Genomic DNA, 22,494 nt, shown 5'->3' on the forward strand with positions numbered 1-22,494 from the left:
TTGGCCAGATGAAGATCCGGATCCGCAGAATTCGGGTTGTGATGCGCGCGGTTTCTGTCAGCCTGTTCGCATGGGAATGATTGCGGTTGAGACCCGTTTCGGGACTTTGGGTGTTGAAGGAACAGATGGCGCGGTGACGCGTCTGATCTGGAATGGCGGCAATCAGGGCGAAGTCACGCCCCTGTTGCAGGAGGCCGCCGCGCAGCTGCGCGCCTATGATCAGGGGCGGTTGGACAGGTTCGATCTGCCTTACCGTATCGAGGGGTCGGAATTCCTGCGTCAGGTTTGCGACCTGATGTTTGCCATTCCGCTGGGCGAAACCAGAACTTATGGTGATCTCGCGAAGGAACTCGGTCAGCCCCCGCAACCGGTGGGGCAGGCCTGTGGCGCCAATCCCATTCCGGTGATTATCCCCTGCCACCGGGTGCTGGCCGCAAACGGGCTGGGCGGGTTTTCAGGTGATGGCGGGATTGAAACCAAAGTCGCGCTGTTACGCCATGAACGCGCCGCCGGTCTGCTGATCTAGAAAGCGGAATTCTGTTGCAATCCCGCTGGTTGATGCCCAATTTGTTTCAAATAGAGATTTCAAAGGATCGCATGGTATGACCGATCAACCAGACTTGGCAGCTCGTAAAAAGGCCATCATCGACCGCCTTATGTCGCTTGAAGAGCAAGAGCTTGCGACCGCGCAGGCGCATTACGACGCTTTCCTGAAAGATTCGCAGCTTGATGACCGGGAAGGGCATGACAAGGATGACATCGCAGCCTCGCGTGAGAATGCCGATCTGGCAGCAGCCTTCGATGCGCCGGTTCATGCTCATCATGCCAAGATCGATGTGATCGAGAATACGGATTTTGATCTGACCGACAGGGTGCAACCGGGTGCGGTGGTCAAGTTCAACAACCGGCGCTTTGTGGTCTGCGTCTCGACCACGCGGTTCGAAGTGGACGGCAAAACTTATATGGGCATCTCAACCCAAAGCCCGATTTACTTGGCGATGGCTGGCCTGCAACAGGGTGATGTGTTCGCCCATAACGGAACCGAGTTCGAGGTGCAGGAGGTCCTGTGACCTTAAGCTTTGCGCGGCGGGATCACCTGCTGGGCAATTCCTGCGAACACCAGATACAAGCTGGTGATCACCAGACCCCAATGGGCCCAGCTTTCGGGGTGGAAATCGACCCAGGCAGCCCATCCGGCGAAGAAGGTCCAGGCAAATGCCATCGGCAATGACACATTGCGCCAACGTTCTGTGCGCACTGGGTGGATGAACTTCAATGGCAGGAACATCGCCAGCGAAAGCAGCGTCACCAGCAGCAGGATAACCCAGAAATTGGGCTCGAGCGCGAAGATCACAATGACGAACATGTTCCAGCAGCCCGGAAAGCCGGAAAAGGAATTGTCCTTCGTTTTCATCCGCGTGTCGGCGAAATACATGGCGCTGGCAAAGGTGATGACGATGATGGCGAACCAGCCGGTCCAGCCGTCCATCAAGCCCGATTTGAACAGGGCAAAGGCCGGGATGAACACATAGGTCAGGTAATCAATGATCAGATCCAGAAGCACGCCGTCAAATTCCGGGGCGTTCTTTTTGACGTGATAGTGCCGCGCCAAGGGGCCGTCGATACCGTCCACAATAAACGAGACGACCAGCCACAGATACATCAGGCTCCACTTCTCTTCGACGGCGGCCAGCATGGCGAGCATTGCAAATACGGCGCCGGTCGCGGTGAATAGATGTACGGAAAGAGCTTTGAATCTGTGTGTCATGGTGTCTCTTGAATGATGCGCGGGCCAGATGCAAACCAAAAGCCCGGTCAATTTGGATAGTGTTTGCTTAGGCTTTTGGGTGGGTGCGGTTGTAAACTTCCATCAGGCGCGCCGTGTCGACCGCAGTATATGCTTGGGTGGTGGACAGCGATGCGTGGCCCAGCAATTCCTGAATGGTGCGTAGATCACCGCCCGCAGACAGCAGGTGGGTCGCGAAACTGTGGCGCATGGCATGGGGTGTTACAGTGGAGGGCAGCCCAAGCTGCTGGCGCGCTTTGGCCATCACACCTTGAATGGCTCGGGGGTTCAGGGGGCCTCCGCGAACCCCGCGAAACAGTGCCTTCTCCCTGGATTGGGGGTGAGGGCACAGCTTTACATATTGATCTACAGCTGTTTGCGCGACCGGCAGGACCGGAACGATTCTTTCTTTGTTGCCCTTGCCGGTGATCCGCAGCGAGTTGGGCAAAGGGGTATCCGCTCCGGTCAGTGAGAGAGCCTCGGAAATACGCAAACCGCAGCCATATAAAAGAGTAACGACCGCAACGTCGCGGGCAGAAACCCAGTCGCTGGCGGATTGCATCTCGACCGTTTCAATCATCGCACGTGCGGCATCCTCGGCCATGGGTCGAGGGAGTTTTTGGGTAAATTTGGGGGCGCGCGTCGACAGAACTGCGGTCGGCTCAAACCCTTCACGCTCGGAAAGCCAACGGTAGAAGGTTTTTACGGCGGAAAGTTTGCGCGCAAGCGAGCGCGAGCCAACGCCGGATGCGCGCTGATCGGCCATCCATGCCCGCATGTCCGAGATTGTAATCCGTGCAATCGCCGCCATCCCCTGACTTTCGCTATGGTGCAGTGTCATGAAGGACAGAAATTCGGACACATCCCCCCGATAGGCGGTAAGCGTGTTTTCGGACCGGCCTGACAAGGCCCCCAGGCCATCAAGCCAGTTTTGCAGTGCGTCACGACAAGCCGGAGAAATAAGGCTCACGACAGCCAATGGCGCATCGACCGTTCGAAGACACCAGCAAAGAAAGTCAGAAGATCCGTGCCCAGCTTTGGCGTAAAGTGCCTGGGGTCTTTTGCGCTCATGATGATCATGCCAGGCAGTCGGCCTTCGCCCAAATCCAGCCTCAGACAAGCTTCGGAGCGCAGGTGATCCGCATCACTGCCGAATATCCTGTGTGCGGGGTGGATGATTTCACGCAAGACGACCTCGCGTGCTGGGCCGCTGTGGTCAAAGGTCAGATAGTTGTCGACGAAACCGGGTTCGACGATGGCCAGCACGCCTGCAAGTCTTGAGATTGCCGGGTCTTTCTGGACTGCCGTCGTTTCAAGAACCAGCGTAATGCGGTCGACACGCAGTATGTCAGCCACATCTGCACCAAGTATGTGCAGGAATTCCTCAAATCCGACCGGTTCAAGTAGCCGAAGAATGGCCCGGTGAACCTGATTTGTGCCGGCCAGATTTTCATAGGCTGCCGCAATGACCGAGCGGTGCGTATCCTCCAGCCGGTCCAGCCGGGCTTCGAGCCGTTGCATGGCTATGCCGCGCAGGTCGATGACGTTATTCCCGCGCGCCTGCTCATTTGCGGTGACGAGGGCCTGCATCAGGTCCTTGTCATCCAGAATGGCATCTGGTTCGGCCAGAATCGCCTCGCGCAAGGTGTCCTTGAGTATGGTGTTGCTGCTCATGTCCTGTCCGGTCTTTTTTATTTTTCGGCCTTATAGCACGGCTTGCCGGATCTGCCTCGGGAAAAATGAGCGTCAATTTGAATTTCGCGGGGAATGTGGTCGGGAAAACTCCGGTCTGCAGAGATCTGATCCGAGATCAGATTCAAAGCAGCTGGGCCGAGCGCGGCGCCAGGGGCGCCGCGCGGGTTCGCGCAGAATCAGAGGATTTTCTGACCCGTTTTGGCCCAATCGGACAGGAAGGTTTCAAGGCCTTTATCGGTCAGCGGATGATCGGCCAGCTTTTTGATCACAGCGGGTGGTGCGGTGATGACATCAGCGCCGATGCGGGCGCTGTCGGTCACGTGGTTCACGGTGCGGATCGATGCGGCGAGGATTTCGGTCTCATATCCGTAATTGTCATAGACCTGACGGATATCAGCGATCAGGTCCATGCCATCTAGGTTGATGTCATCCAGACGTCCGATGAAGGGCGAGATGAAAGTTGCGCCGGCTTTGGCGGCCAGAATCGCCTGATTGGTCGAGAAGCAGAGGGTCACATTGACCATCTGGCCTTCGTCACTAAGCGTTTTGCAGGTTTTCAGGCCCGCCCATGTCAGCGGCACTTTGACAGCGATATTCGGGGCGATCTTGGCCAGCTTGCGACCTTCGGCGATCATGTCGTCGGCTTCGGTTGCCACGACCTCGGCCGAGACCGGTCCGTCAACCAGATCACAGATTTCCTTGGTCACTTCCAGAATGTCGCGGCCCGATTTCAGGATCAGCGAAGGGTTGGTGGTGACACCGTCCACCATGCCCAGATCGTTCAGTTCGGCGATTGCGTCGATCTCGGCTGTGTCTACGAAGAATTTCATGCGGGCAGTCCTTTGATGGGTTGGCCTTGGTCGCGGATGGCTTTACCTCAAAGAGACCCATGCTGGAACCCCTTGCCAAGGATATGCATTGAGCACTCAGGAGTTTTTCGACCAAGGTGAGTTGGTGGCGGTGCTGACCGCCCAACCGCTGGACCGGACGCTGGACTATAAGGCGCCCGAGGGCGGGTGCTTTCTGGGCGCTTTTGTCGAGGTGCCGCTGGGCCCGCGCAAAGTCTTGGGCGTGGTCTGGGGGCCGGGGCAGGGTGGCTTTGACCTTGCCAAGACCCGCTCGGTGATCCGGGTGCTTGAAGTCGCGCCGATGCGCGAAGAGATGCGCCTGTTTCTGGGGCGCGTCGCCGATTACACGCTGACTCCGATGCCTGCGATGTTGCGATTGGCTACGCGCGCACCCGGATTGGGCGATCCGCCTTCGATGCGCAAGGTCTATCGGCTTGGCGACAGGGACCCTGACAGGGTGACCGACGCGCGGACCCGTGTGTTGGAGTTGCTGCGCGACTACGGCGGGTTGGCCTTTACGCTGAAGGAACTGGCCGAACAGGCGGGTGTGACCTCTTCAGTCGTGAAGGGGTTGGTCAAACTCGGTGCGGTTCGCGAAGAAGACAGCCCGCGCGATCTGCCCTATCCACATCTGGATCCGGATCTGCCGGGCAAGGCGTTGACCGATGATCAGGCCTCAGCAGTGGAAACCCTGCAATCTGGTCTGCGAACGGGTGATTATGGCACGACCTTGCTGAAAGGCGTCACCGGGTCGGGCAAGACCGAGGTTTATCTTGAGGCCGTCGCCGAAGCGTTGCGCCAGGGGCGGCAGGCGCTGGTTCTGCTGCCCGAGATTGCCCTGACCGCCGAATTCCTGACGCGCGTTGAGGCACGTTTCGGCGCGCGCCCGGCAGAGTGGCATTCGGGCGCGACGATGACCGAACGCCGACGAGTCTGGCGCATGGTGGGGCAGGGCGATGCACAGCTTGTTGTCGGCGCGCGCTCGGCCCTGTTTCTGCCGTTTCGCAATCTTGGGTTGGTCGTGGTCGATGAAGAACATGACACTTCGTACAAACAGGAAGATGGTGTGCATTACAGCGCCCGTGACATGGCTGTGCTGCGGTCCGCCATTTGCGGCGCGCGCGTTATTCTGGCAAGTGCGACGCCGTCACTGGAAAGCTGGGCCAATGCCGAAGCAGGCAAGTATGAGCGGCTCGATTTGACTTCGCGCTTTGGCGATGCGGTGTTGCCCGAGATGAAGCCCATCGACATGCGGGCCGAGAAGATGCAGCCGGGGACGTGGATTTCTCCATCGCTGCGGCAGGCCGTCCATCAGCGGATCGAGCGGGGTGAACAATCCCTTCTGTTTATTAACCGCCGGGGATATGCGCCGGTCACCCTGTGCCGGGCTTGTGGCGAGCAGATTGCCTGTGATCACTGCGATGCGCGCATGGTTGAACACCGGTTTCTCAAGCGTCTGATGTGCCACCAATGCGGTGAGACCAAACCCATGCCCGAGGTCTGCCCCTCCTGTCAGGTCGAGGGCAAGCTGGCCCCGGTCGGGCCGGGGATCGAACGGCTGGCTGAAGAGGCTGAGGCAACATTTCCCGAGGCAAATATTGCCATGCTGTCATCCGATCTGTTTGGATCGGCGCGCGCATTGAAAGCAAAGATCGAAGAGATTGCTGCCGGTGACGCCGATATCGTCATTGGTACGCAGCTGGTGGCCAAGGGGCACAATTTTCCGAAACTGACATTGGTGGGTGTCATTGACGCCGATCTCAGTCTGCATGGGGCGGACCTGCGCGCCGCCGAACGCACATTCCAGCTGATGCGGCAGGTGGCTGGCCGCGCCGGGCGCGCGGATAAGCCCGGACAGGCGCTGTTGCAGACCTTTCAACCGGAACATCCCGTCATTCGCGCCATCCTTTCGGGCGATGAAGAAGGGTTCTGGAAAGCCGAGGCCGCCGGACGGTTGGCCGCCGGTGTTCCCCCCTATGGACGCATGGCCGGTATCGTTCTGTCTGGCCTCGAGGTCGGTCCTGTTTTTGACATCGGCAACGCCATGGCCCGCAACGACGCCCCGTTGCGGCAGATCGGTGCGCAGGTCTTTGGTCCAGCGCCTGCGCCCATTGCGCGTATCCGCGGGCGACACAGGGTGCGGCTGCTGGTCAAAGCCCCCAAAGGAGCGCCAATTCAGGATGCCATCGCCCGTTGGATAGCACCGCTGCGGCTGAAAGGTGACATCAGGCTGACCGTTGATATTGACCCGCAAAATTTCTACTGACCTCTGCATTCATGCAGAGCCAATGTGCGTGCCCTTCTTCCTACTCGCCAAAACCTGAAAATGGGCGTAGAGGGACTCTCATGCTGAAACCCATGCCACTTTCCGAGGCGCAAAGCCTTCCGTTCTGGCGCCGTCCCATCACGCTTTTATTCGTGATGGCACTGACCATGCCCATTGCTTTCAACGCATGGAGCGCGTTGTTGAACAATTTCGTTATTGAAGTGGCGAATTTCGACGGTGCCGACATCGGCCTGCTGCATACCGTGCGCGAGATCCCAGGCTTTCTGGCTGTAGGCGTAATTGCCGTGATCTTGTTTGTTCGGGAGCAGGTGCTGGCGATGATCTCGCTGATCATGCTGGGTGTTGCGACTGCGGTGACAGCGTGGTTCCCAAGCCTTGGTGGCTTGTTGTTCGTCACACTGCTGAGCTCGATCGGGTTCCACTATTATGAAACCGTGAACCAATCCCTTCAGCTGCAGTGGTTGCCCAAGGACCGAGCGCCGCAATTTCTGGGCTGGATGGTCGCCATGGGATCAGCTTCGACATTGGTTATCTATGGGCTGATTGTCCTGACGTGGGATCGGTTCGATCTGTCCTATAACACTGTATTCATGGCTGCGGGTGGGCTGACGGCTTTGCTGGCGTTGTTCTGTCTGGTCGCCTATCCGCAGTTCGACGCGCCGACTCCGCAAACCAAAAAAATTGTGCTGCGCCGCCGATACTGGCTGTACTATGCGCTTCAGTTCATGGCGGGCGCGCGTCGTCAGATCTTTGTCGTTTTCGCCGGTTTCATGATGGTCGAGAAATTCGGGTTTGAGGTCCACGAACTCACCGGTCTTTTCTTGATCAACCTGGTTATCAACATTTCGGTTGCGCCGATGCTAGGCAAAGCTGTGTCCGTATTCGGTGAACGTCGCACTTTGATTTTCGAATATGCAGGCCTGGCCGTTGTATTTGCAGCCTATGGCGGCATTTATTGGTTCGGTTGGGGCGTTGTTCTGGCGGCTACTCTCTATGTGATTGACCATGTGCTTTTCGCTCTGGCTCTGGCGCTTAAAACCTATTTCCAGAAAATTGCCGATCCGGCAGATATTGCGCCAACCGCAGCGGTTGCCTTTACGATCAACCATATCGCCGCGGTATTCCTACCAGCGCTTCTGGGCCTGCTCTGGGTGTACTCGCCCGGAGCGGTCTTTGCAGTGGCTGCAGCGATGGCGTTGATTTCGTTATCGCTGTCGCTGCTGATCCCGCGCCACCCAGAGCTTGGGAATGAGACGATACTGTCGAAATACGCGCCCGCTCCGGCGGAATAGCTGCCAATGCTTGACCTTCGCGGGCCCGCACCCTAGGCGCTGTGTCAGCTGACACAGGAGGCTCCCATGCCCACATTCACCGCGCTTACCACCCTGACCGGCAAAAAATCAGCCGATGGTCTGGGCGAAGCCATGGAGCGTCTTGATCCCGAACCCACGGGCGTGGGCGTATTCGAAGTCGAAGATGGCTCGGGCCTGTGGGAGATTGGCGGTTACTTCACCGAAGCGCCGGATGAAACGGCACTGGCGGTTCTGGCGGCTGCGTTCGGATCCAAACCCTTTGTAATCTCGGAACTGCCCGAAACCGACTGGGTCGCCCATGTCCGCCGTGAATTGGCGCCTGTCGAGGCTGGCCGCTTTTTCGTCTATGGCTGTCACGATGCCGACAAGCTGCCCGAAGGCCGTATCCCTTTGTTGATTGAGGCTGCAATGGCTTTCGGTACCGGGCATCACGGCACCACCCTTGGGTGTCTCAAGGCTCTGGATTTTCTGCTCGATCAGGGTTTTACCGCGACAAAAGTTGCAGATATCGGTTGCGGCACCGCCGTTCTTGCGATGGCCGCCGCTCGTGTTTGGGAGGGGGACATCATCGCCAGCGATATTGATCAGGTTGCTGTCGAAGTTGCTGAAGCCAACCTGAAGGCAAACGGCATGTCAGGGAAGGTTCAATGTGTCGAGGCTGCGGGGTTCGATCATCCGGAGCTGAAATCTCTTGCGCCCTATGACCTGATATTCGCCAACATCCTCAAGGGCCCATTGGTGGCCCTGGCGCCCGAAATTTCAGCGAATCTGCGGGTTGGGGGTAAGGCGATTCTATCGGGAATCCTTAACGAGCAAGCCGAGGACGTTGTTTCCGTTTATCTCCAAAATGGCTTCAATGCCTCTAGAAATGACCAAATTGGTGAATGGACGTCGCTAGTCTTAACCAAACAGGGCTAAAATCGGGCCATTTGCAGGAGTTTTGTAGAGTTTCGCCTCTTTTTTGTCGCAATCTGTTTTTACCGTCAATGACGTGGAATTGGGGGGCGGTTGATTTGGAGGCTGCCATGACTGGAAAACAAATTGAATTTGATCAGCGCGTTCATCGGCTGAACAAGAAACATTCGAAGATGACCCGTGGTTATCGTGCGACTATGCGCAAAGATGGCTTGGTTGTAATGAAACCACAGCGGGTTCAGTCCGCGGTGCCTGCAAAGGCTCTGCTGATCTGCTTGGCTGGGCTGTTCGCATTCAAAACGCTTTTGCTGACCAGCTTGGGGTCGTCGGCCTACCAGTATCGTGTCGATAGCCTTGCGCAAGGGACCGAAGTGGAGAAGGCGGGGGCATGGATCATGCAGATCGACCCGGTATCACAGGCCCTCTCGTCTCAACTCAGCAAAGTTCTCCGCTAAGTTTCTTCCGCTTTGATTAGAAACGCCGCGTATCCGGGGATACGCGGCGTTCTTCTTTGCCCCGAGGGAGAAGGGGAAAATCAACGGTAGGTTTGCTTTGCCTTAACGGCGGCCTTCCACGACGATTTCAATGTCGCCACGGCACAGGCCGATATCTTCCAGCTCGCGGTCCGACAGACCGCTCAGCGCGTTGCGTGTAACGCGGGCATCATTCCATTCGACAACGGCGTTTACGACCATTGCGAAAGTCGTACCGATACGGCCGACGAGGCCAAATGAGCCAGTGGTGGTGCGGGTTGTGTCCAGTGCAGCCATATCCTGTTTCCTTCCGGTTTGTGTTAAACTCTGATCTTGCGATCTGACGGGCATTTAGGGATGGTTTTCTGACTGCACAAGCATAGAAATTGCATGTGTCCTATGCGTTTTTTGCAACGCTCGAAAAACATGGAAACGCCTTAATTTATTGGCAATTTTGCCTTCATCAAACTGGTCGAAACCCGACATTTTCCGGTCGTAATCAGCTCATTCTGTCGGAGACAGGACGACCGTGTCGCAATCTGACCATCAGTCAATTCGCTTGGAAAATGTTCTTGTTTCGTGCTAGTCGGTAAAAAAGAACACACAAATCCGAGCAGGCCGAGGCTATATATGCGAATTCTGGGCATTGATCCGGGGCTACGGACCCTGGGATGGGGCGTCATCGAATCACATGGCAGCCGTCTCAGTCATGTTGCCAATGGGTTATGTAAATCGGACGGGGATGATCTGGGAGAGCGGTTGCTATCGCTCCATAATCAGATCGTCGAAGTGATTGCCGAGCATCAGCCCGATCAGGCCGCCATCGAACAGACCTTTGTGAACAAGGACGGGGCCGGTACGCTAAAGCTGGGTCAGGCGCGGGGTGTGGCGTTGTTGACGCTGGCGCAGGCCGGGTTGCCAGTGGGAGAATATGCGCCCAATCGAGTCAAGAAAACGGTTGTGGGCGTGGGCCATGCCGAAAAGGAACAGGTTCTTCATATGGTCAAGTTGCAACTGCCGGGCTGTCAGCCCAAGGGCGCGGATGCCGCGGATGCGCTGGCGATAGCGATCTGTCATTCCTTTTACGGGGCAACGCCACAGTCGCGGATGAAACAGGTGCGGGCATGATTGGCAAGCTGACAGGCCGGTTGGATTACCGCGCGCCGGATCACGTGCTGATCGACGTGCGTGGGGTCGGCTATCTGGTCTATTGCTCGGACCGTACGATGGCTGCGCTGCCGGGCGTGGGTGAGGCGATCTCGATCTACACCGACATGGTGGTGCGCGAGGATTTGATGCAGCTTTACGGGTTCCTTTCGCTGGTCGAGAAGGAATGGCATCGCCTGCTGTGCTCGGTGCAAGGGGTCGGGGCCAAGGTTTCGCTAGCAATCCTCAGCGCCTTGGGCCCCGATGGTGTCAGCAGGGCGATTGCTCTGGGCGATTGGGGGGCGGTCAAGGCAGCCAAGGGCGTAGGCCCCAAAACCGCGCAGCGGATCGTGCTGGACCTCAAAGACAAGGCGCCCGGCGTTATGGCCATGGGCGGCACGGTGACCGAGGCAATGGATGGCCCCGCGCTGGATGTGGTGGAACTGACTGAACCGACACCTGTGCCAAAGCGGCCCACCATAAGCGCATCAGGTAATGCAGCAGCATCTGCCGGGGCATTGTCGGCACTCTCCAATCTGGGCTACGGCCCGTCCGAGGCCGCGTCAGCCGTGGCCGAAGCCGCGGCAAGCTTGCCCGAAGCGGGTGAGGCGGACCTGATCCGCGCTGCGTTGAAACTATTGGCTCCGAAAGGGTGATTGAATGGTAGATGCCGATCCCACCCTGCGCCCCGAGCCGTTGCCGGAAGACAATGACCGCGCCTTGCGCCCGCAGGGACTGGACGAATTCATCGGTCAAGCCGAGGCGCGCGCCAATCTGCGTATCTTTATTCAATCAGCTCGCCAAAGGGGTGAGGCAATGGATCATACGCTGTTCCATGGCCCTCCGGGTCTGGGCAAGACCACGCTGGCGCAGATCATCGCGCGTGAGTTGGGCGTGAATTTTCGGATGACATCTGGCCCGGTTCTGGCAAAGGCGGGCGATCTGGCGGCGATCCTGACCAATCTGGAAGCGCGCGATGTGCTGTTCATTGACGAAATCCATCGATTGAATCCAGCGGTCGAAGAGGTCCTGTACCCGGCGATGGAGGATTTCGAGCTGGATCTGGTGATTGGTGAAGGCCCGGCCGCGCGCACGGTGAGGATCGAGTTGCAGCCGTTTACTCTGGTCGGGGCCACAACCCGGATGGGGCTGCTGACCACGCCGCTGCGCGACCGCTTTGGCATCCCGACACGCCTGCAGTTCTATACCGTTGATGAATTGCACGAGATTGTCACCCGCAACGCGCGCAAGCTTGGAGCACCGGCTGATGACAGTGGTGCCCGAGAGATCGCGCGCCGGTCACGCGGAACGCCTCGGATCGCCGGGCGCCTGCTGCGGCGGGTGGTGGATTTCGCAATCGTCGAAGGCGATGGACGGATCACCCGCGATTTGGCTGATGGGGCGTTGACGCGGCTGGGGGTCGATCATCTGGGGCTGGACGGCGCGGACCGCCGGTATCTGAAGCTGATCGCCGAGAATTACTCGGGCGGGCCGGTAGGTATCGAAACCTTGTCGGCAGCTTTGTCGGAAAGCCGGGACTCGCTGGAGGAGGTGATCGAACCCTTCCTCTTGCAGCAAGGCCTGATCCAACGCACACCGCGTGGCCGGATGCTGGCGCAGAAGGCGTGGACGCATCTGGGCATGGCCGCACCCAAGGGGCAAAACGATCTGTTTGGTTGAAGCCGCGCGTGTGAGCTTTTAAGGGTTCCGCCAAACAATGTCCGATTGCCGAGGATTGCGCGTGACACCCGAAGACATTCAAGCCCTGTTCACCCGCGAAAGCGGAGAGTTCCTGTTTGCGCGCTGGGGCCGCCCCATCGTGCCGATCGTCTTTGGGGTCGAAGATGAAAGTTTGGCCACGGTCAAAGGCGCGTTCGAGGCAGTGGTAACACTGGCAGGGCATCAGATGGCAGAAACCGACCCCGAGCTTGGCGCCAACTGCATGGTCTTTTTCTTCCGCGACTGGAAAGAACTGACAGAAGTGCCCGATCTGGACCGTTTGGTCCCTGATCTGGGGCCGTTGGTTGATCGGTTGATCGCGGCCGATGCCAACCAGTACCGGATATTCCGTTTTGAAGAAGACGGCGCCATTCGTGCGGCCTTTGTGTTTTTGCGGATGGACAATGAATTGTCGCAAATCCCCGCTGAAACGCTTGCGCTCAGCCAGGTGGTGCAAACGGTGCTGCTCTGGTCCGATACCGCTTTTCGCAACCAGTCGCCCTTGGCAGTGGCGGGTGACGCGACGATATTGCGACCAGACATTGCCGGGTTGATCCGGGCGGCATACGATCCTGTCCTGCCGGGCGCGGCGCAGGATGCCTCTCATGCGCTGAGATTGTTTGCCAGATTGGATCAACCGCAATGAAGCACGTTTATTCCGTTAAAGTATTTTATGAAGACACCGACATGGGCGGGGTCGTTTATCACGCCAATTATCTGAAATACATCGAACGCGCCCGGTCTGATTATGTGCGGCGTTTGGGCAACGACCAGAATGCCATGCGCGACGCGGGTATCGTCTGGGTCGTACGCCGGATCGAGGCGGAATACCTGGCCCCGGCCAAATTTGACGACGATCTGGAGATCGAGACCGAAATCAAGTCTCTGTCCGGTGTCCGTCTGATCATGGCGCAAGTGGTCAAACGGGGCGAAGAGGAGATTTTTCGCGCCATCGTTACCGCCGTCTGTATGAATGCGCAGGGCAAGCCCGTACGCCTTCCGGCAGAGATTCGCGCATTGTTGTAACAATTTGCAGGGCCCGGGTGGTTCTGTTGGCAATTCGCCCCCATCTGCGTTAGCGTTTGACAAAACAAGGCCGTAAGGCTGTCAGGCAAAACAAAGAGCAGGTTCATGGAAGCTGAAACGCTGGCGCTGGCGCAGGAGATCGATTTCTCCATGTGGGGGCTTTTTGCCCGCGCGACTTTTATCGTTAAACTGGTAATGCTGATGCTGATTGGCGCATCAGTCTGGTCCTGGGGGATCATCATCCAGAAACTGATCAATTACCGTGCTGCAAGGCGTGAAGCTCAGGTTTTTGATGAGGCTTTCTGGTCCGGGAACCCCCTGGATGAACTGTTCGAGCAGATCGGTACCCAACCCGATGGCAGTTCGGAGAAGATATTTGCCTCGGGCATGATCGAATGGCGCCGCTCGCACCGCACTGATGGCGGGCTGATAGCTGGTGCCACTGCACGCATTGATCGGTCGATGGATGTGGCCATCGCGAAAGAGGCCGAGGCGCTGCAAAAGGGCCTGCCCATTCTGGCCACTGTCGGCTCAACTGCACCCTTCATTGGTCTGTTCGGAACGGTTTGGGGTATCATGAATGCGTTCATCGAGATTGCCGAGCAGCAGAACACCAACCTGGCTGTTGTCGCGCCCGGTATTGCCGAGGCGTTGCTGGCCACCGGCCTGGGCCTGTTGGCCGCGATTCCGGCGGTGATTTTTTATAACAAACTCAGCGCAGATAGTGATCGGATCGTTGGAGGCTATGAAGCCTTTGCCGATGAGTTCGCCACCATTCTGTCGCGCCAGCTGGACAGCTGAGATGGGGGCTGCGGTACAGCAATCCTCGGGCGGGAATGGACGCCGGCGGGGTCGGCGTCGCGGTCGCGCGCAGCCGATGGCTGAGATCAACGTCACACCCTTTGTGGACGTTATGCTGGTGCTGCTTATCATCTTCATGGTGGCTGCGCCCTTGCTGACTGTTGGTGTCCCGGTTGATCTGCCTAAAACGGCGGCCAGTGCGCTGCCCGGCGATAACGAGGAACCTTTGACCGTCACGCTGACCGCGGATGGCAGGGTGCAAATCCAAACCACGGATATTCTGCGCGAAGAGCTGATTGGAAAACTGCGTGCCATCGCAGCAGAACGCAGTAGCGACCGAGTGTTTTTGCGCGCGGATGGTGCGATCCCTTATGCGCAGGTGATGCAGGTAATGGGCGCGCTTAATGCGGGTGGGTTCTCCAATGTGGGGCTGGTGACCGATACGGGCGGCCCGACACTGGACGACGGTGGAGAGTGAGGCCGCACGGTGGATACCGGCACCAAGATCTCGGCGATTGCCCATGTCAGTCTGATTGGTTGGGCATTTTTCGGCGGCACCTTCCGGTCCGAACCATTACCTATGGCCGTGCAGGATGTCTCGGTCATTTCGGCTGAGCAATTTGCGGCAATGACCGCTCAGCGGGATGCGCCCGAAGTGCCGACGCCAACAGCGCTGCAGCCGCCTGAGGCCCCAACAGAAGAGGATCCAGCGTCGGAACCGGTAGTGGAGGAGCAGCCTTCGTTGCAAGAGGCGGAACCTGCTGAACCCGACCCGGACCCGGATCCTGAGCCTGAACCGGTTGAGCCGCCGCCAGAACCGGTGGTGATTGAACAGCCACCGGTGTTGGACACTCCCGCCCCCGAGACCGTCGACCTTACGGTGCCTTCTGGGCCAGAAGCACAGCCCAGCCCGGCCGAGAATGTTGCGCCGGTGCCGGTTGCGCCGCCTCCGCCCGAGGCCGCGCCTGATGAAATCGAAACCCCGGCCGTATCTTTGGACGAGGGAGCCGAGACCCAGCAGGAACAGCAGGATCAGACCGCCCCCGAGGAAAAGGCTGACGAGATTGTGACCGAAGCGGAAGAGCCCAAAGAAAACGCTCCCCGAACATCGCCGCGCCCGCGGATCCGTCCCAACCGCCCGACGCCACCGGTCGAGCCCGAAGTGGCGGAGACGCCCGAGCCCGAACCCACAGAGCCCGCGCAGACGGAAACAGCCATCAAAGATGCGCTGGCCGAGGCGTTGGGACAAGGGAGTGAACCCTCTGGTCCGCCCTTGACCAGCGGCGAAAAGGACGCGATGCGATTGGCCGTTTCCCAATGCTGGAACGTCGGGTCCTTGTCCACGGATGCTCTGCAGACAGTTGTTGTTGTCGGATTTTCGTTGACCCGTGATGGCAAGGTGGTTGGCGGCAGCTTGCACATGATCGACAGCTCAGGCGGTTCTGACGGCGCAGCCAGACAAGCCTATGAGGCCGCTCGACGTGCCATTTTGCGCTGTGGAGCCAAAGGATATGACCTGCCAACCGATAAATACGAGCATTGGCAGGATATTGAGATTACATTCAATCCCGAGAGGATGCGGATCAAATGATGAGACTTCTGACCAGCCTGTTGCTTGGCCTGACACTGGTGTCGGCACCCGTTCACGCCCAAAGTGGGCCGCTCCGCCTGGAGTTGGATCAGGGGATCATCGAACCCTTGCCCTTTGCGGTTCCAAGTTTTGTTCCCGATAGTACGGCGGCAGCCCAATACGCCCAGGATATCTCGCGGGTTGTGGCGGCGGATCTGACCGGAACGGGGCTGTTTCGCGAAATTCTGTCTGATGCTTTCATCAGCCAAGTGGCCAGCTTTGAAGATCCCGTTCGGTTTGCGGATTGGAAAGCCATCAATGCCGAGGCTTTGGTGACAGGTGCTGTGAATGTGTCGGGCAATCACCTGACGGTGCGGTTCAGGGTCTGGGATGTGTTTTCTGGGCAGGAGCTGGGCAACGGTCTGCAGTTTGCCGGGACGACTGAAGGGTGGCGGCGCATGGCCCATAAAGTGGCGGATCAAGTCTATAGCCGTGTAACGGGCGAGGGCGCCTATTTCGACAGTCGCGTTGCCTTTGTCTCGGAAAGCGGCCCCAAAAACCAGCGCCTGAAACGGCTGGCGATCATGGATTATGATGGTGCGAATGTGCAGTACCTGACCGACAGCGCCGCCATTGTTCTGGCACCACGCTTTTCACCTGCCGGTGATCAACTGCTCTATACCAGCTACGAATCCGGTCAGCCGCGCATCTATGTTCTGGATATCGAGCGGGTCAGGCGGACTGAGTTGAACACCCAGGGCGGCACGATGAGCTTTTCGCCCCGGTTTTCGCCGGATGGACGGTCGATCGTCTATTCGCTTATTCAGGGCGGCAATACGGACCTGTGGAAAATGGATCTGGCTTCCGGGCAAAGCGTGCGGCTGACCAATACGCCCGCGATCGAAACCGCCCCCAGCTATTCGCCAGACGGTTCCCAGATCGTGTTTGAAAGCGACCGTTCGGGCACGCCACAGCTTTACATCATGCCCGCAAACGGGGGCGAGGCGACGCGGATCAGCTTTGGTCAGGGCCGTTATGGAACGCCGGTCTGGTCCCCCCGTGGCGATCTGATTGCGTTTACCAAGCAGAACAAAGGCCGATTTCATATCGGTGTCATGCGAACAGATGGCAGCGAAGAGCGTTTGCTGACCTCGTCGTTTCTGGACGAAGGACCGACATGGTCCCCTAATGGTCGCGTGATCATGTTCACCCGAGAAACCCAGGGCGCAAGTGGCCGGGCGACGCTGTATTCGGTTGATATCTCGGGACGCAACCTGCGCCCGATCCGCACCCCGGATGGGGGCAGCGATCCGTCATGGGGTCCACTGCAGAATTGATCACGGCTGCTGGCAGGAAAAGTTCACAAGGAACCTGCACTATGCTACAGAGACGGCAATAAAGAGAAAAAACAACGAGGCACCTGAGATGAACGTATTGGGCAAAATCCTAGCACTAGGTGTGTTTGGCGCGTTGGCAGCCTGCACCAATAACGATCCGTCTGCGCTGGGCGGCGGCTTTGGCAATGGCGCAAATGGCGGGCTGGCCGCGGGCTCTCCAAGTGATCCGCGCTCGCCTGCATATTTCCAGCAAACTGTTGGTGACCGGGTTCTGTTTTCAGTCGATCAGTCGACGCTTACTCCGCAGGCGCAGTCAGTGCTGCAGGGGCAGGCCGACTGGCTGATGGCCAACCCCGACTTTGTGGCAACGATCGAAGGCCATGCGGATGAGCAGGGCACGCGTGAGTATAACCTCGCACTGGGTGCGCGCCGGGCAAATGCCGCCCGCGAGTTCCTGATTTCCCGCGGAGTAGCGGGCAACCGGCTGACAACTGTCAGTTTTGGCAAAGAGCGTCCGATCGAGATTTGCAGCACCGAGGACTGCTATTCGAAAAACCGTCGTGCAGTCACGGTGCTGACCGGATCAACTTTGGGATAAGACGATGAAACTAGCAGGATGGGTTCTGGCCGCAGTTTTGGCGACCGCCGGTTTGGCACAAGCACAGGATCAGCAAACCTTGGCGGATATCCGGCAGGAACTGACGGTGCTGCATGTGGAAATTCAGCGGCTCAAGCGCGAGTTTTCAACAACCGGCTCTCCGGCCCCGAACCTGTCCGGCAGTTCGATACTTGAACGCGTTGATGCCATAGAGGCCGAGTTGCAGCGCCTGACGCGCCAGACCGAGCAGTTGAACCAGCGTGTACAGAATATTGTAACCGACGGCACCAACCGCATCGGTGATCTTGAGTTTCGCTTGGTCGAACTGGAAGGCGGCGACCTGAGTACGCTCGGTGATACAACAACTCTGGGCGGAGAAACGGACATCACATCCGCAGCCCCTACTGCTCCGACAGCGCCAACCGATGCCGACCTGGGTGAGTTGGCAGTAGGCGAGCAAGCGGATTTCAATGCCGCTGCTCAGGCGCTGGCCGATGGAAACTTCCAGGCCGCCGCGGATCAGTTCGCAGTATTCGATACATCATATCCCGGAAGCCCGCTTGCGCCCGAAGCACACCTAAAGCGCGGACAGGCGTTGGAGGGCATTGGCGACACCCGCGAAGCGGCAAAGGCATTCCTTGCCAGCTTCACCGGCGATTCCGAAGGCGCCTATGCGCCTGAGGCTTTGTTCGAACTGGGTGCTGCGCTGGGCCGTCTGGGACAGACCGAACAGGCGTGTATCACACTGAGCGAGGTTAGCGTCCGGTTCCCGGCCTCGGCATTGGTCTCCAGCGCCACGCAGGAAATGACGTCACTGGGTTGTACTTGACCACACAAGGCACACTCCTGAAATCCGAACTCCGCGCGCGATTGCCGGAAAACCTTCCGCGCCGTCTAGGTGTTGCGGTATCCGGTGGCGGTGACTCAGTTGCTTTGCTGAGTTTGTTGAAGCACATCGCCCAAGAGGAACAGGTTGAGCTGTTTGTCGCCACGGTGAACCACAATCTGCGCCCCGAAGCGGTGGCGGAGGCAGATTGGGTGGCGCAGCTTGCCCAGGGTCTGGGCCTTCCACATGAGACGTTGCACTGGCAGGGGTGGGACCAGACAGGTAACCTGCAGGATAGGGCGCGGCAGGCCCGGTACCAGTTGCTGTCAGACTGGGCGCGTGACAAGCAGATCGGCGCGATTGCCCTGGGACACACCGCCGATGATCAAGCCGAAACCATGCTGATGCGATTGGCGCGCGCTGCTGGTGTGACGGGATTGTCCGGCATGCCCGCAATGCGGAGCTATCAAGGGATCATGCTGCTGCGACCGATGTTGGGGATCACCCGGCAACAACTGCGCGATTATCTTGCCGAGATTGGCACAGATTGGATCGAGGATCCATCGAATCACGACCGGCGGTTTGATCGTATCAAGGCGCGCGACGCGTTGACCGGCTTGTCCGAAATTGGGATTTCGGCGCATTCTCTGTCCCGCGTTGCTGAAAACCTTGCTCAAGCCCGTGAAGCATTAGAGCAGATTACGCAGGATTCCGCCCGTCAGGTCCTGAGTGTCGATGGCGGCGATATCTGTGTCGATCGCGCGAAATTTTCCACTCTGCCTGCGGAAATTCGACGTCGTCTTCTTACAGGTTGTGTCCGCTGGATTGCGGGCCGCGGATATCCACCGCGTCAGGCTGCAACAGACCGGGCGCTGCTCGCGATTGATCAGGGTGAGGCGGCAACGATTGGTGGATGCCTCTTGATCCCAAAAGCCGATAAAATGTGGATTTGCAGAGAGCTAAATGCCGTTGAGAGCGCACCCGGCGCACCCGGTCAGATTTGGGATGGACGGTGGATCCTGTCTGGCCCGGCGATTCCCGACGCGCAGGTTCACCCGTTAGGTGCGGCTGGTTTGCAGGCCGTGCCAGATTGGCGTGCACTTGGAAAACCGCGCGCCGCGCTTCTGGCGTCTCCGTCCGTCTGGAGTGGAGAGGTCTTGGTATCTGCACCTATGGTGGGTTTCTCAAATGGTTGGCTTGCAGAACTGACGCCAGAAGAGCCCGAGTTTCACTCTTCGGTTTTATCGCATTGAACCTGCTTGAATCATCTCTATTTTAAAGAGCAACCCGGCAGATCCCCATCTGCCGAAATCTTTTGGGAGATTTTTCTTGGGCAACGCTCGTAACATCGCCTTTTGGGTCGTTCTGTTTTTGCTGATCCTTGCACTGTTCAATCTGTTCAGCGGACCAGGTGGAACGCTTCAGAGCAATGAAAGAACCTATTCTGATTTCGTGACCGCTGTTGAAGGCGGCGAAGTCAAAAACGTGACATTGGATGGCGAGCAAATTCGCTATACCACGCAAAGCGGCGCAAGCTATGTCACGATCAAGCCCGGCGATGCCGAGGTGACCAAACTGCTGATCGATGAAAGCATCCCGGTTCAGGCTGTGAAACAACAGCAATCGGGCATTCAGTCTTTCCTGGTCACTCTTCTTCCTTTCCTGCTGCTGATCGGTGTCTGGGTCTACTTCATGAACCGGATGCAGGGTGGCGGCAAAGGTGGCGCGATGGGCTTTGGCAAGTCCAAAGCCAAGATGCTGACCGAAAAGCATGGCCGTGTAACTTTTGATGATGTCGCTGGCATCGACGAGGCCAAGGAAGAATTGGAAGAGATCGTAGAATTCTTGCGCAATCCGCAGAAATTCAGTCGTCTGGGTGGCAAGATTCCAAAAGGCGCTTTGTTGGTGGGCCCTCCGGGGACCGGTAAAACGCTGCTGGCCCGCGCCATTGCGGGTGAGGCGGGTGTGCCCTTCTTCACCATTTCGGGTTCGGACTTTGTTGAGATGTTCGTCGGTGTCGGTGCATCCCGTGTCCGCGACATGTTCGAACAGGCCAAGAAAAACGCTCCCTGTATCGTCTTTATTGACGAGATTGACGCCGTTGGCCGCCATCGTGGTGCCGGTTATGGCGGGGGTAATGACGAACGTGAACAAACGCTCAACCAGTTGCTCGTCGAGATGGACGGGTTCGAGGCCAATGAGGGCGTGATTATCCTGGCGGCCACCAACCGTAAGGACGTTTTGGACCCTGCGCTGCTGCGTCCGGGCCGTTTCGACCGCAACGTGACTGTCGGCAACCCCGACATCAAAGGCCGCGAGAAGATCTTGGGCGTTCACGCACGCAAGACGCCTCTCGGACCTGATGTCGATTTGCGCATCATCGCGCGCGGGACTCCGGGCTTCTCGGGTGCTGATCTGGCCAACCTCGTGAATGAGGCCGCGCTGATGGCCGCCCGCGTCGGTCGCCGCTTTGTTACCATGGAAGATTTCGAGAATGCCAAGGACAAGGTGATGATGGGTGCCGAGCGCCGCTCGATGGTGCTGACCCAGGACCAGAAGGAAAAGACTGCCTATCACGAATCAGGGCATGCCGTTGTTGGTATGACGCTGCCGTTGTGTGATCCGGTCTATAAGGCAACGATCATTCCGCGTGGTGGTGCGCTGGGCATGGTGGTGTCACTGCCAGAAATGGACCGCCTAAACTATCACCGCGATGAGTGTGAGCAAAAGCTGGCCATGACCATGGCCGGTAAGGCGGCTGAGGTGATCAAATATGGCGAGGACCATGTCTCGAACGGTCCGGCGGGCGATATCATGCAGGCCAGCCAACTGTCGCGGGCGATGGTGATGCGCTGGGGCATGTCGGACAAGGTCGGCAATATCGACTATGCCGAAGCGCATGATGGCTATTCTGGCAACACTGCCGGGTTCTCGGTCTCGGCCCATACCAAGGAACTGATCGAGGAAGAGGTCAAGCGCCTGATCCAGCAAGGATATGAGCGTGCGCATCAGATCCTGTCAGAACAGAACGAGCAATGGGAACGTCTGGCCCAAGGGCTGCTGGAATATGAAACCCTGACCGGTGACGAGATCAAACGCGTCATGAATGGCGAGCCGCCCAGCGAAAGCGATGACGAGGGCGACAAACCTGATGAGGGCAGCGCCCCCAGCGTGACAGCCATTCCGAAAACCAAGGTTAAGAAAACTCCGCCCGATGGCGGGATGGAGCCGGAACCAACGGCTTAAACTTTCAAAGACCCGGGCCTGTCCCGGGTCTTTTTTCTTTTCAATCGCGAAGGTTTGCCCTTTATACCGCATCAGATGTCAGTTCTGAAAAAGGGATAAATATGCCGGTATTGCGCGAAACCGAATTCACGGGCGAAGTTGTTTGGTTGGGCCACGTACCAGCAGGTAAAACTCTCCGGGCCAATTCCGTGGACAGTCTGGATTTGGGTTTCTCGGGTGATCAAGGCGCGCGTCACGAAGGGGTGAATCGTACTTCTTGTGTGCGGGTCAAAAACCTGTACCCGGTAGGCACCGAAATTCGCAATGTGCGGCAGTTATCGATCCTGTCCGCAGAAGAACTTGATGCCATCGCGCAGGAAATGGGCTTGGGTAAGCTGGACCCGTCCCATCTGGGTGTCAGCATTGTCTTGCGCGGCATTCCGGATTTCACCCATATTCCGCCCTCGTCTCGTTTGCAGGTGGAAAATGGCCTGACGCTGACGATCGACATGGAAAACCGGCCCTGTATCCTGCCAGGGCGCGAGATCGAGGCTGACTTGCCCGGATATGGTGCTGCCTTCAAGCCCGCAGCGCAGGGACGGAGGGGGGTCACGGCTTGGGTCGAAAGACCCGGAGAGCTGAATCTGGGCGATGAGCTTACACTGTTTGTCCCCGATCAGAGAGCCTGGACACCATAAGGGACCGCAATTTCCGATCGGAAGGTGCCGATGTGACGCTACGACGTTTCAAGGCGCAATTATGTCGGAATCCATAGCCACCAATTTGGTACACAACGGTATGGAGTGAGCAGCGCCGGCGTTCTGCGTCGGGTTTGCACGGAATTCAATCAGGGACCGAAACCCAATGAGCTATAAATCTGACATCGAAATTGCGCGTGAGGCGAAGAAGAAGCCGATTCAGGAGATTGG

The 22,494-nt window shown here is 58.1% G+C and carries 25 protein-coding genes; 20 read left to right on the plus strand and 5 right to left on the minus strand.

What is annotated here, in order from left to right; genetic code table 11:
- Positions 1–70: 70 nt before the first annotated feature.
- Positions 71–526 (plus strand): methylated-DNA--[protein]-cysteine S-methyltransferase, encoded by a 456-nt coding sequence (locus tag AC2FIC_RS05750; protein WP_496692328.1) that lies wholly within the window; start codon positions 71–73, stop codon positions 524–526.
- A gap of 76 nt (positions 527–602) precedes the next feature.
- The gene (locus AC2FIC_RS05755; protein WP_142640155.1) at positions 603–1,070 is read left to right on the plus strand and encodes a GreA/GreB family elongation factor; all 468 of its coding nucleotides are present in this window, start codon (positions 603–605) and stop codon (positions 1,068–1,070) included.
- A gap of 2 nt (positions 1,071–1,072) precedes the next feature.
- Here the strand turns inward: AC2FIC_RS05755 and AC2FIC_RS05760 are convergent, their stop codons facing one another.
- The 4 genes from AC2FIC_RS05760 to fsa form a co-directional block, all read right to left on the minus strand.
- The gene (locus AC2FIC_RS05760; RefSeq protein WP_271952286.1) at positions 1,073–1,768 is read right to left on the minus strand and encodes a CDP-alcohol phosphatidyltransferase family protein; all 696 of its coding nucleotides are present in this window, start codon (positions 1,766–1,768) and stop codon (positions 1,073–1,075) included.
- A 67-nt stretch (positions 1,769–1,835) separates the two neighbouring features.
- Entirely contained in the window at positions 1,836–2,756 is a 921-nt protein-coding gene (locus tag AC2FIC_RS05765; protein WP_281973813.1) for a tyrosine recombinase XerC, read from the minus strand.
- Positions 2,753–3,460 carry a DUF484 family protein gene (locus AC2FIC_RS05770; protein WP_496692329.1) on the minus strand — a complete coding sequence of 236 codons (708 nt, stop codon included), beginning with the start codon at positions 3,458–3,460 and terminating at the stop codon, positions 2,753–2,755. Before AC2FIC_RS05770 ends, AC2FIC_RS05765 begins: the two co-directional genes overlap by 4 nt.
- Positions 3,461–3,657: 197 nt before the next feature.
- Complete coding sequence (fsa, locus tag AC2FIC_RS05775; RefSeq protein WP_142640163.1) at positions 3,658–4,311, minus strand: fructose-6-phosphate aldolase; 654 nt, start codon at positions 4,309–4,311, stop codon at positions 3,658–3,660.
- 88 nt (positions 4,312–4,399) lie between these two features.
- On the opposite strand from fsa, the gene AC2FIC_RS05780 reads away from it, so the two are divergent.
- From AC2FIC_RS05780 to AC2FIC_RS05795, 4 genes are all read left to right on the plus strand, one after another.
- Complete coding sequence (locus AC2FIC_RS05780) at positions 4,400–6,595, plus strand: primosomal protein N' (RefSeq protein WP_496692330.1); 2,196 nt, start codon at positions 4,400–4,402, stop codon at positions 6,593–6,595.
- An 80-nt stretch (positions 6,596–6,675) separates the two neighbouring features.
- The gene (locus AC2FIC_RS05785) at positions 6,676–7,908 is read left to right on the plus strand and encodes an MFS transporter (RefSeq protein ID WP_271952281.1); all 1,233 of its coding nucleotides are present in this window, start codon (positions 6,676–6,678) and stop codon (positions 7,906–7,908) included.
- A 66-nt stretch (positions 7,909–7,974) separates the two neighbouring features.
- Entirely contained in the window at positions 7,975–8,847 is an 873-nt protein-coding gene (locus tag AC2FIC_RS05790; protein WP_496692331.1) for a 50S ribosomal protein L11 methyltransferase, read from the plus strand.
- A 107-nt stretch (positions 8,848–8,954) separates the two neighbouring features.
- Entirely contained in the window at positions 8,955–9,299 is a 345-nt protein-coding gene (locus AC2FIC_RS05795; protein WP_142640171.1) for a hypothetical protein, read from the plus strand.
- A gap of 102 nt (positions 9,300–9,401) precedes the next feature.
- Here the strand turns inward: AC2FIC_RS05795 and AC2FIC_RS05800 are convergent, their stop codons facing one another.
- On the minus strand, positions 9,402–9,614 hold the full coding sequence (locus tag AC2FIC_RS05800) for a DUF1127 domain-containing protein (RefSeq protein ID WP_496692332.1): 213 nt from the start codon (positions 9,612–9,614) through the stop codon (positions 9,402–9,404).
- A gap of 333 nt (positions 9,615–9,947) precedes the next feature.
- Here AC2FIC_RS05800 and ruvC point away from each other — a divergent pair, with 333 nt between their 5' ends.
- The 14 genes from ruvC (at position 9,948) to AC2FIC_RS05870 (ending at position 22,263) form a co-directional block, all read left to right on the plus strand.
- Positions 9,948–10,445, plus strand: coding sequence for a crossover junction endodeoxyribonuclease RuvC (ruvC, locus tag AC2FIC_RS05805; protein ID WP_142640175.1), 498 nt, complete (start codon positions 9,948–9,950; stop codon positions 10,443–10,445).
- The gene (gene ruvA / locus AC2FIC_RS05810) at positions 10,442–11,119 is read left to right on the plus strand and encodes a Holliday junction branch migration protein RuvA (protein WP_142640177.1); all 678 of its coding nucleotides are present in this window, start codon (positions 10,442–10,444) and stop codon (positions 11,117–11,119) included. Before ruvC ends, ruvA begins: the two co-directional genes overlap by 4 nt.
- Positions 11,120–11,123: 4 nt before the next feature.
- On the plus strand, positions 11,124–12,143 hold the full coding sequence (gene ruvB / locus AC2FIC_RS05815; protein ID WP_496692333.1) for a Holliday junction branch migration DNA helicase RuvB: 1,020 nt from the start codon (positions 11,124–11,126) through the stop codon (positions 12,141–12,143).
- Positions 12,144–12,204: 61 nt separating this feature from the next.
- Entirely contained in the window at positions 12,205–12,828 is a 624-nt protein-coding gene (locus AC2FIC_RS05820; protein ID WP_496692334.1) for a hypothetical protein, read from the plus strand.
- Positions 12,825–13,208 (plus strand): tol-pal system-associated acyl-CoA thioesterase, encoded by a 384-nt coding sequence (gene ybgC, locus AC2FIC_RS05825; protein ID WP_496692335.1) that lies wholly within the window; start codon positions 12,825–12,827, stop codon positions 13,206–13,208. Before AC2FIC_RS05820 ends, ybgC begins: the two co-directional genes overlap by 4 nt.
- Before the next feature lie 105 nt (positions 13,209–13,313).
- Positions 13,314–14,009, plus strand: coding sequence for a protein TolQ (tolQ, locus tag AC2FIC_RS05830; RefSeq protein ID WP_142640185.1), 696 nt, complete (start codon positions 13,314–13,316; stop codon positions 14,007–14,009).
- 1 nt (position 14,010) lies between these two features.
- A complete protein-coding gene (gene tolR / locus AC2FIC_RS05835; RefSeq protein WP_142640204.1) occupies positions 14,011–14,487 on the plus strand; it encodes a protein TolR in 477 nt (158 codons plus the stop codon).
- A 9-nt stretch (positions 14,488–14,496) separates the two neighbouring features.
- Positions 14,497–15,600, plus strand: a complete 1,104-nt coding sequence (gene tolA, locus AC2FIC_RS05840) for a cell envelope integrity protein TolA (protein ID WP_496692336.1) — start codon at positions 14,497–14,499, stop codon at positions 15,598–15,600.
- Positions 15,597–16,916, plus strand: coding sequence for a Tol-Pal system beta propeller repeat protein TolB (gene tolB, locus AC2FIC_RS05845; protein ID WP_496692337.1), 1,320 nt, complete (start codon positions 15,597–15,599; stop codon positions 16,914–16,916). The genes tolA and tolB overlap by 4 nt, the downstream gene beginning before the upstream one ends.
- Positions 16,917–17,004: 88 nt before the next feature.
- Positions 17,005–17,514, plus strand: a complete 510-nt coding sequence (gene pal / locus AC2FIC_RS05850) for a peptidoglycan-associated lipoprotein Pal (RefSeq protein WP_281973807.1) — start codon at positions 17,005–17,007, stop codon at positions 17,512–17,514.
- A gap of 4 nt (positions 17,515–17,518) precedes the next feature.
- On the plus strand, positions 17,519–18,343 hold the full coding sequence (ybgF, locus tag AC2FIC_RS05855; protein ID WP_496692338.1) for a tol-pal system protein YbgF: 825 nt from the start codon (positions 17,519–17,521) through the stop codon (positions 18,341–18,343).
- Complete coding sequence (tilS, locus tag AC2FIC_RS05860) at positions 18,340–19,593, plus strand: tRNA lysidine(34) synthetase TilS (RefSeq protein ID WP_496692339.1); 1,254 nt, start codon at positions 18,340–18,342, stop codon at positions 19,591–19,593. Before ybgF ends, tilS begins: the two co-directional genes overlap by 4 nt.
- A 76-nt stretch (positions 19,594–19,669) precedes the next feature.
- Positions 19,670–21,586: an ATP-dependent zinc metalloprotease FtsH gene (gene ftsH / locus AC2FIC_RS05865; RefSeq protein WP_142640196.1), complete on the plus strand. Its 1,917-nt coding sequence runs from the start codon at positions 19,670–19,672 to the stop codon at positions 21,584–21,586.
- Between the two features lie 101 nt (positions 21,587–21,687).
- Positions 21,688–22,263 (plus strand): MOSC domain-containing protein, encoded by a 576-nt coding sequence (locus AC2FIC_RS05870; protein WP_496692340.1) that lies wholly within the window; start codon positions 21,688–21,690, stop codon positions 22,261–22,263.
- Positions 22,264–22,494: the final 231 nt, after the last annotated feature.

Source organism: Ruegeria sp. CDSC079, assembly GCF_059610505.1.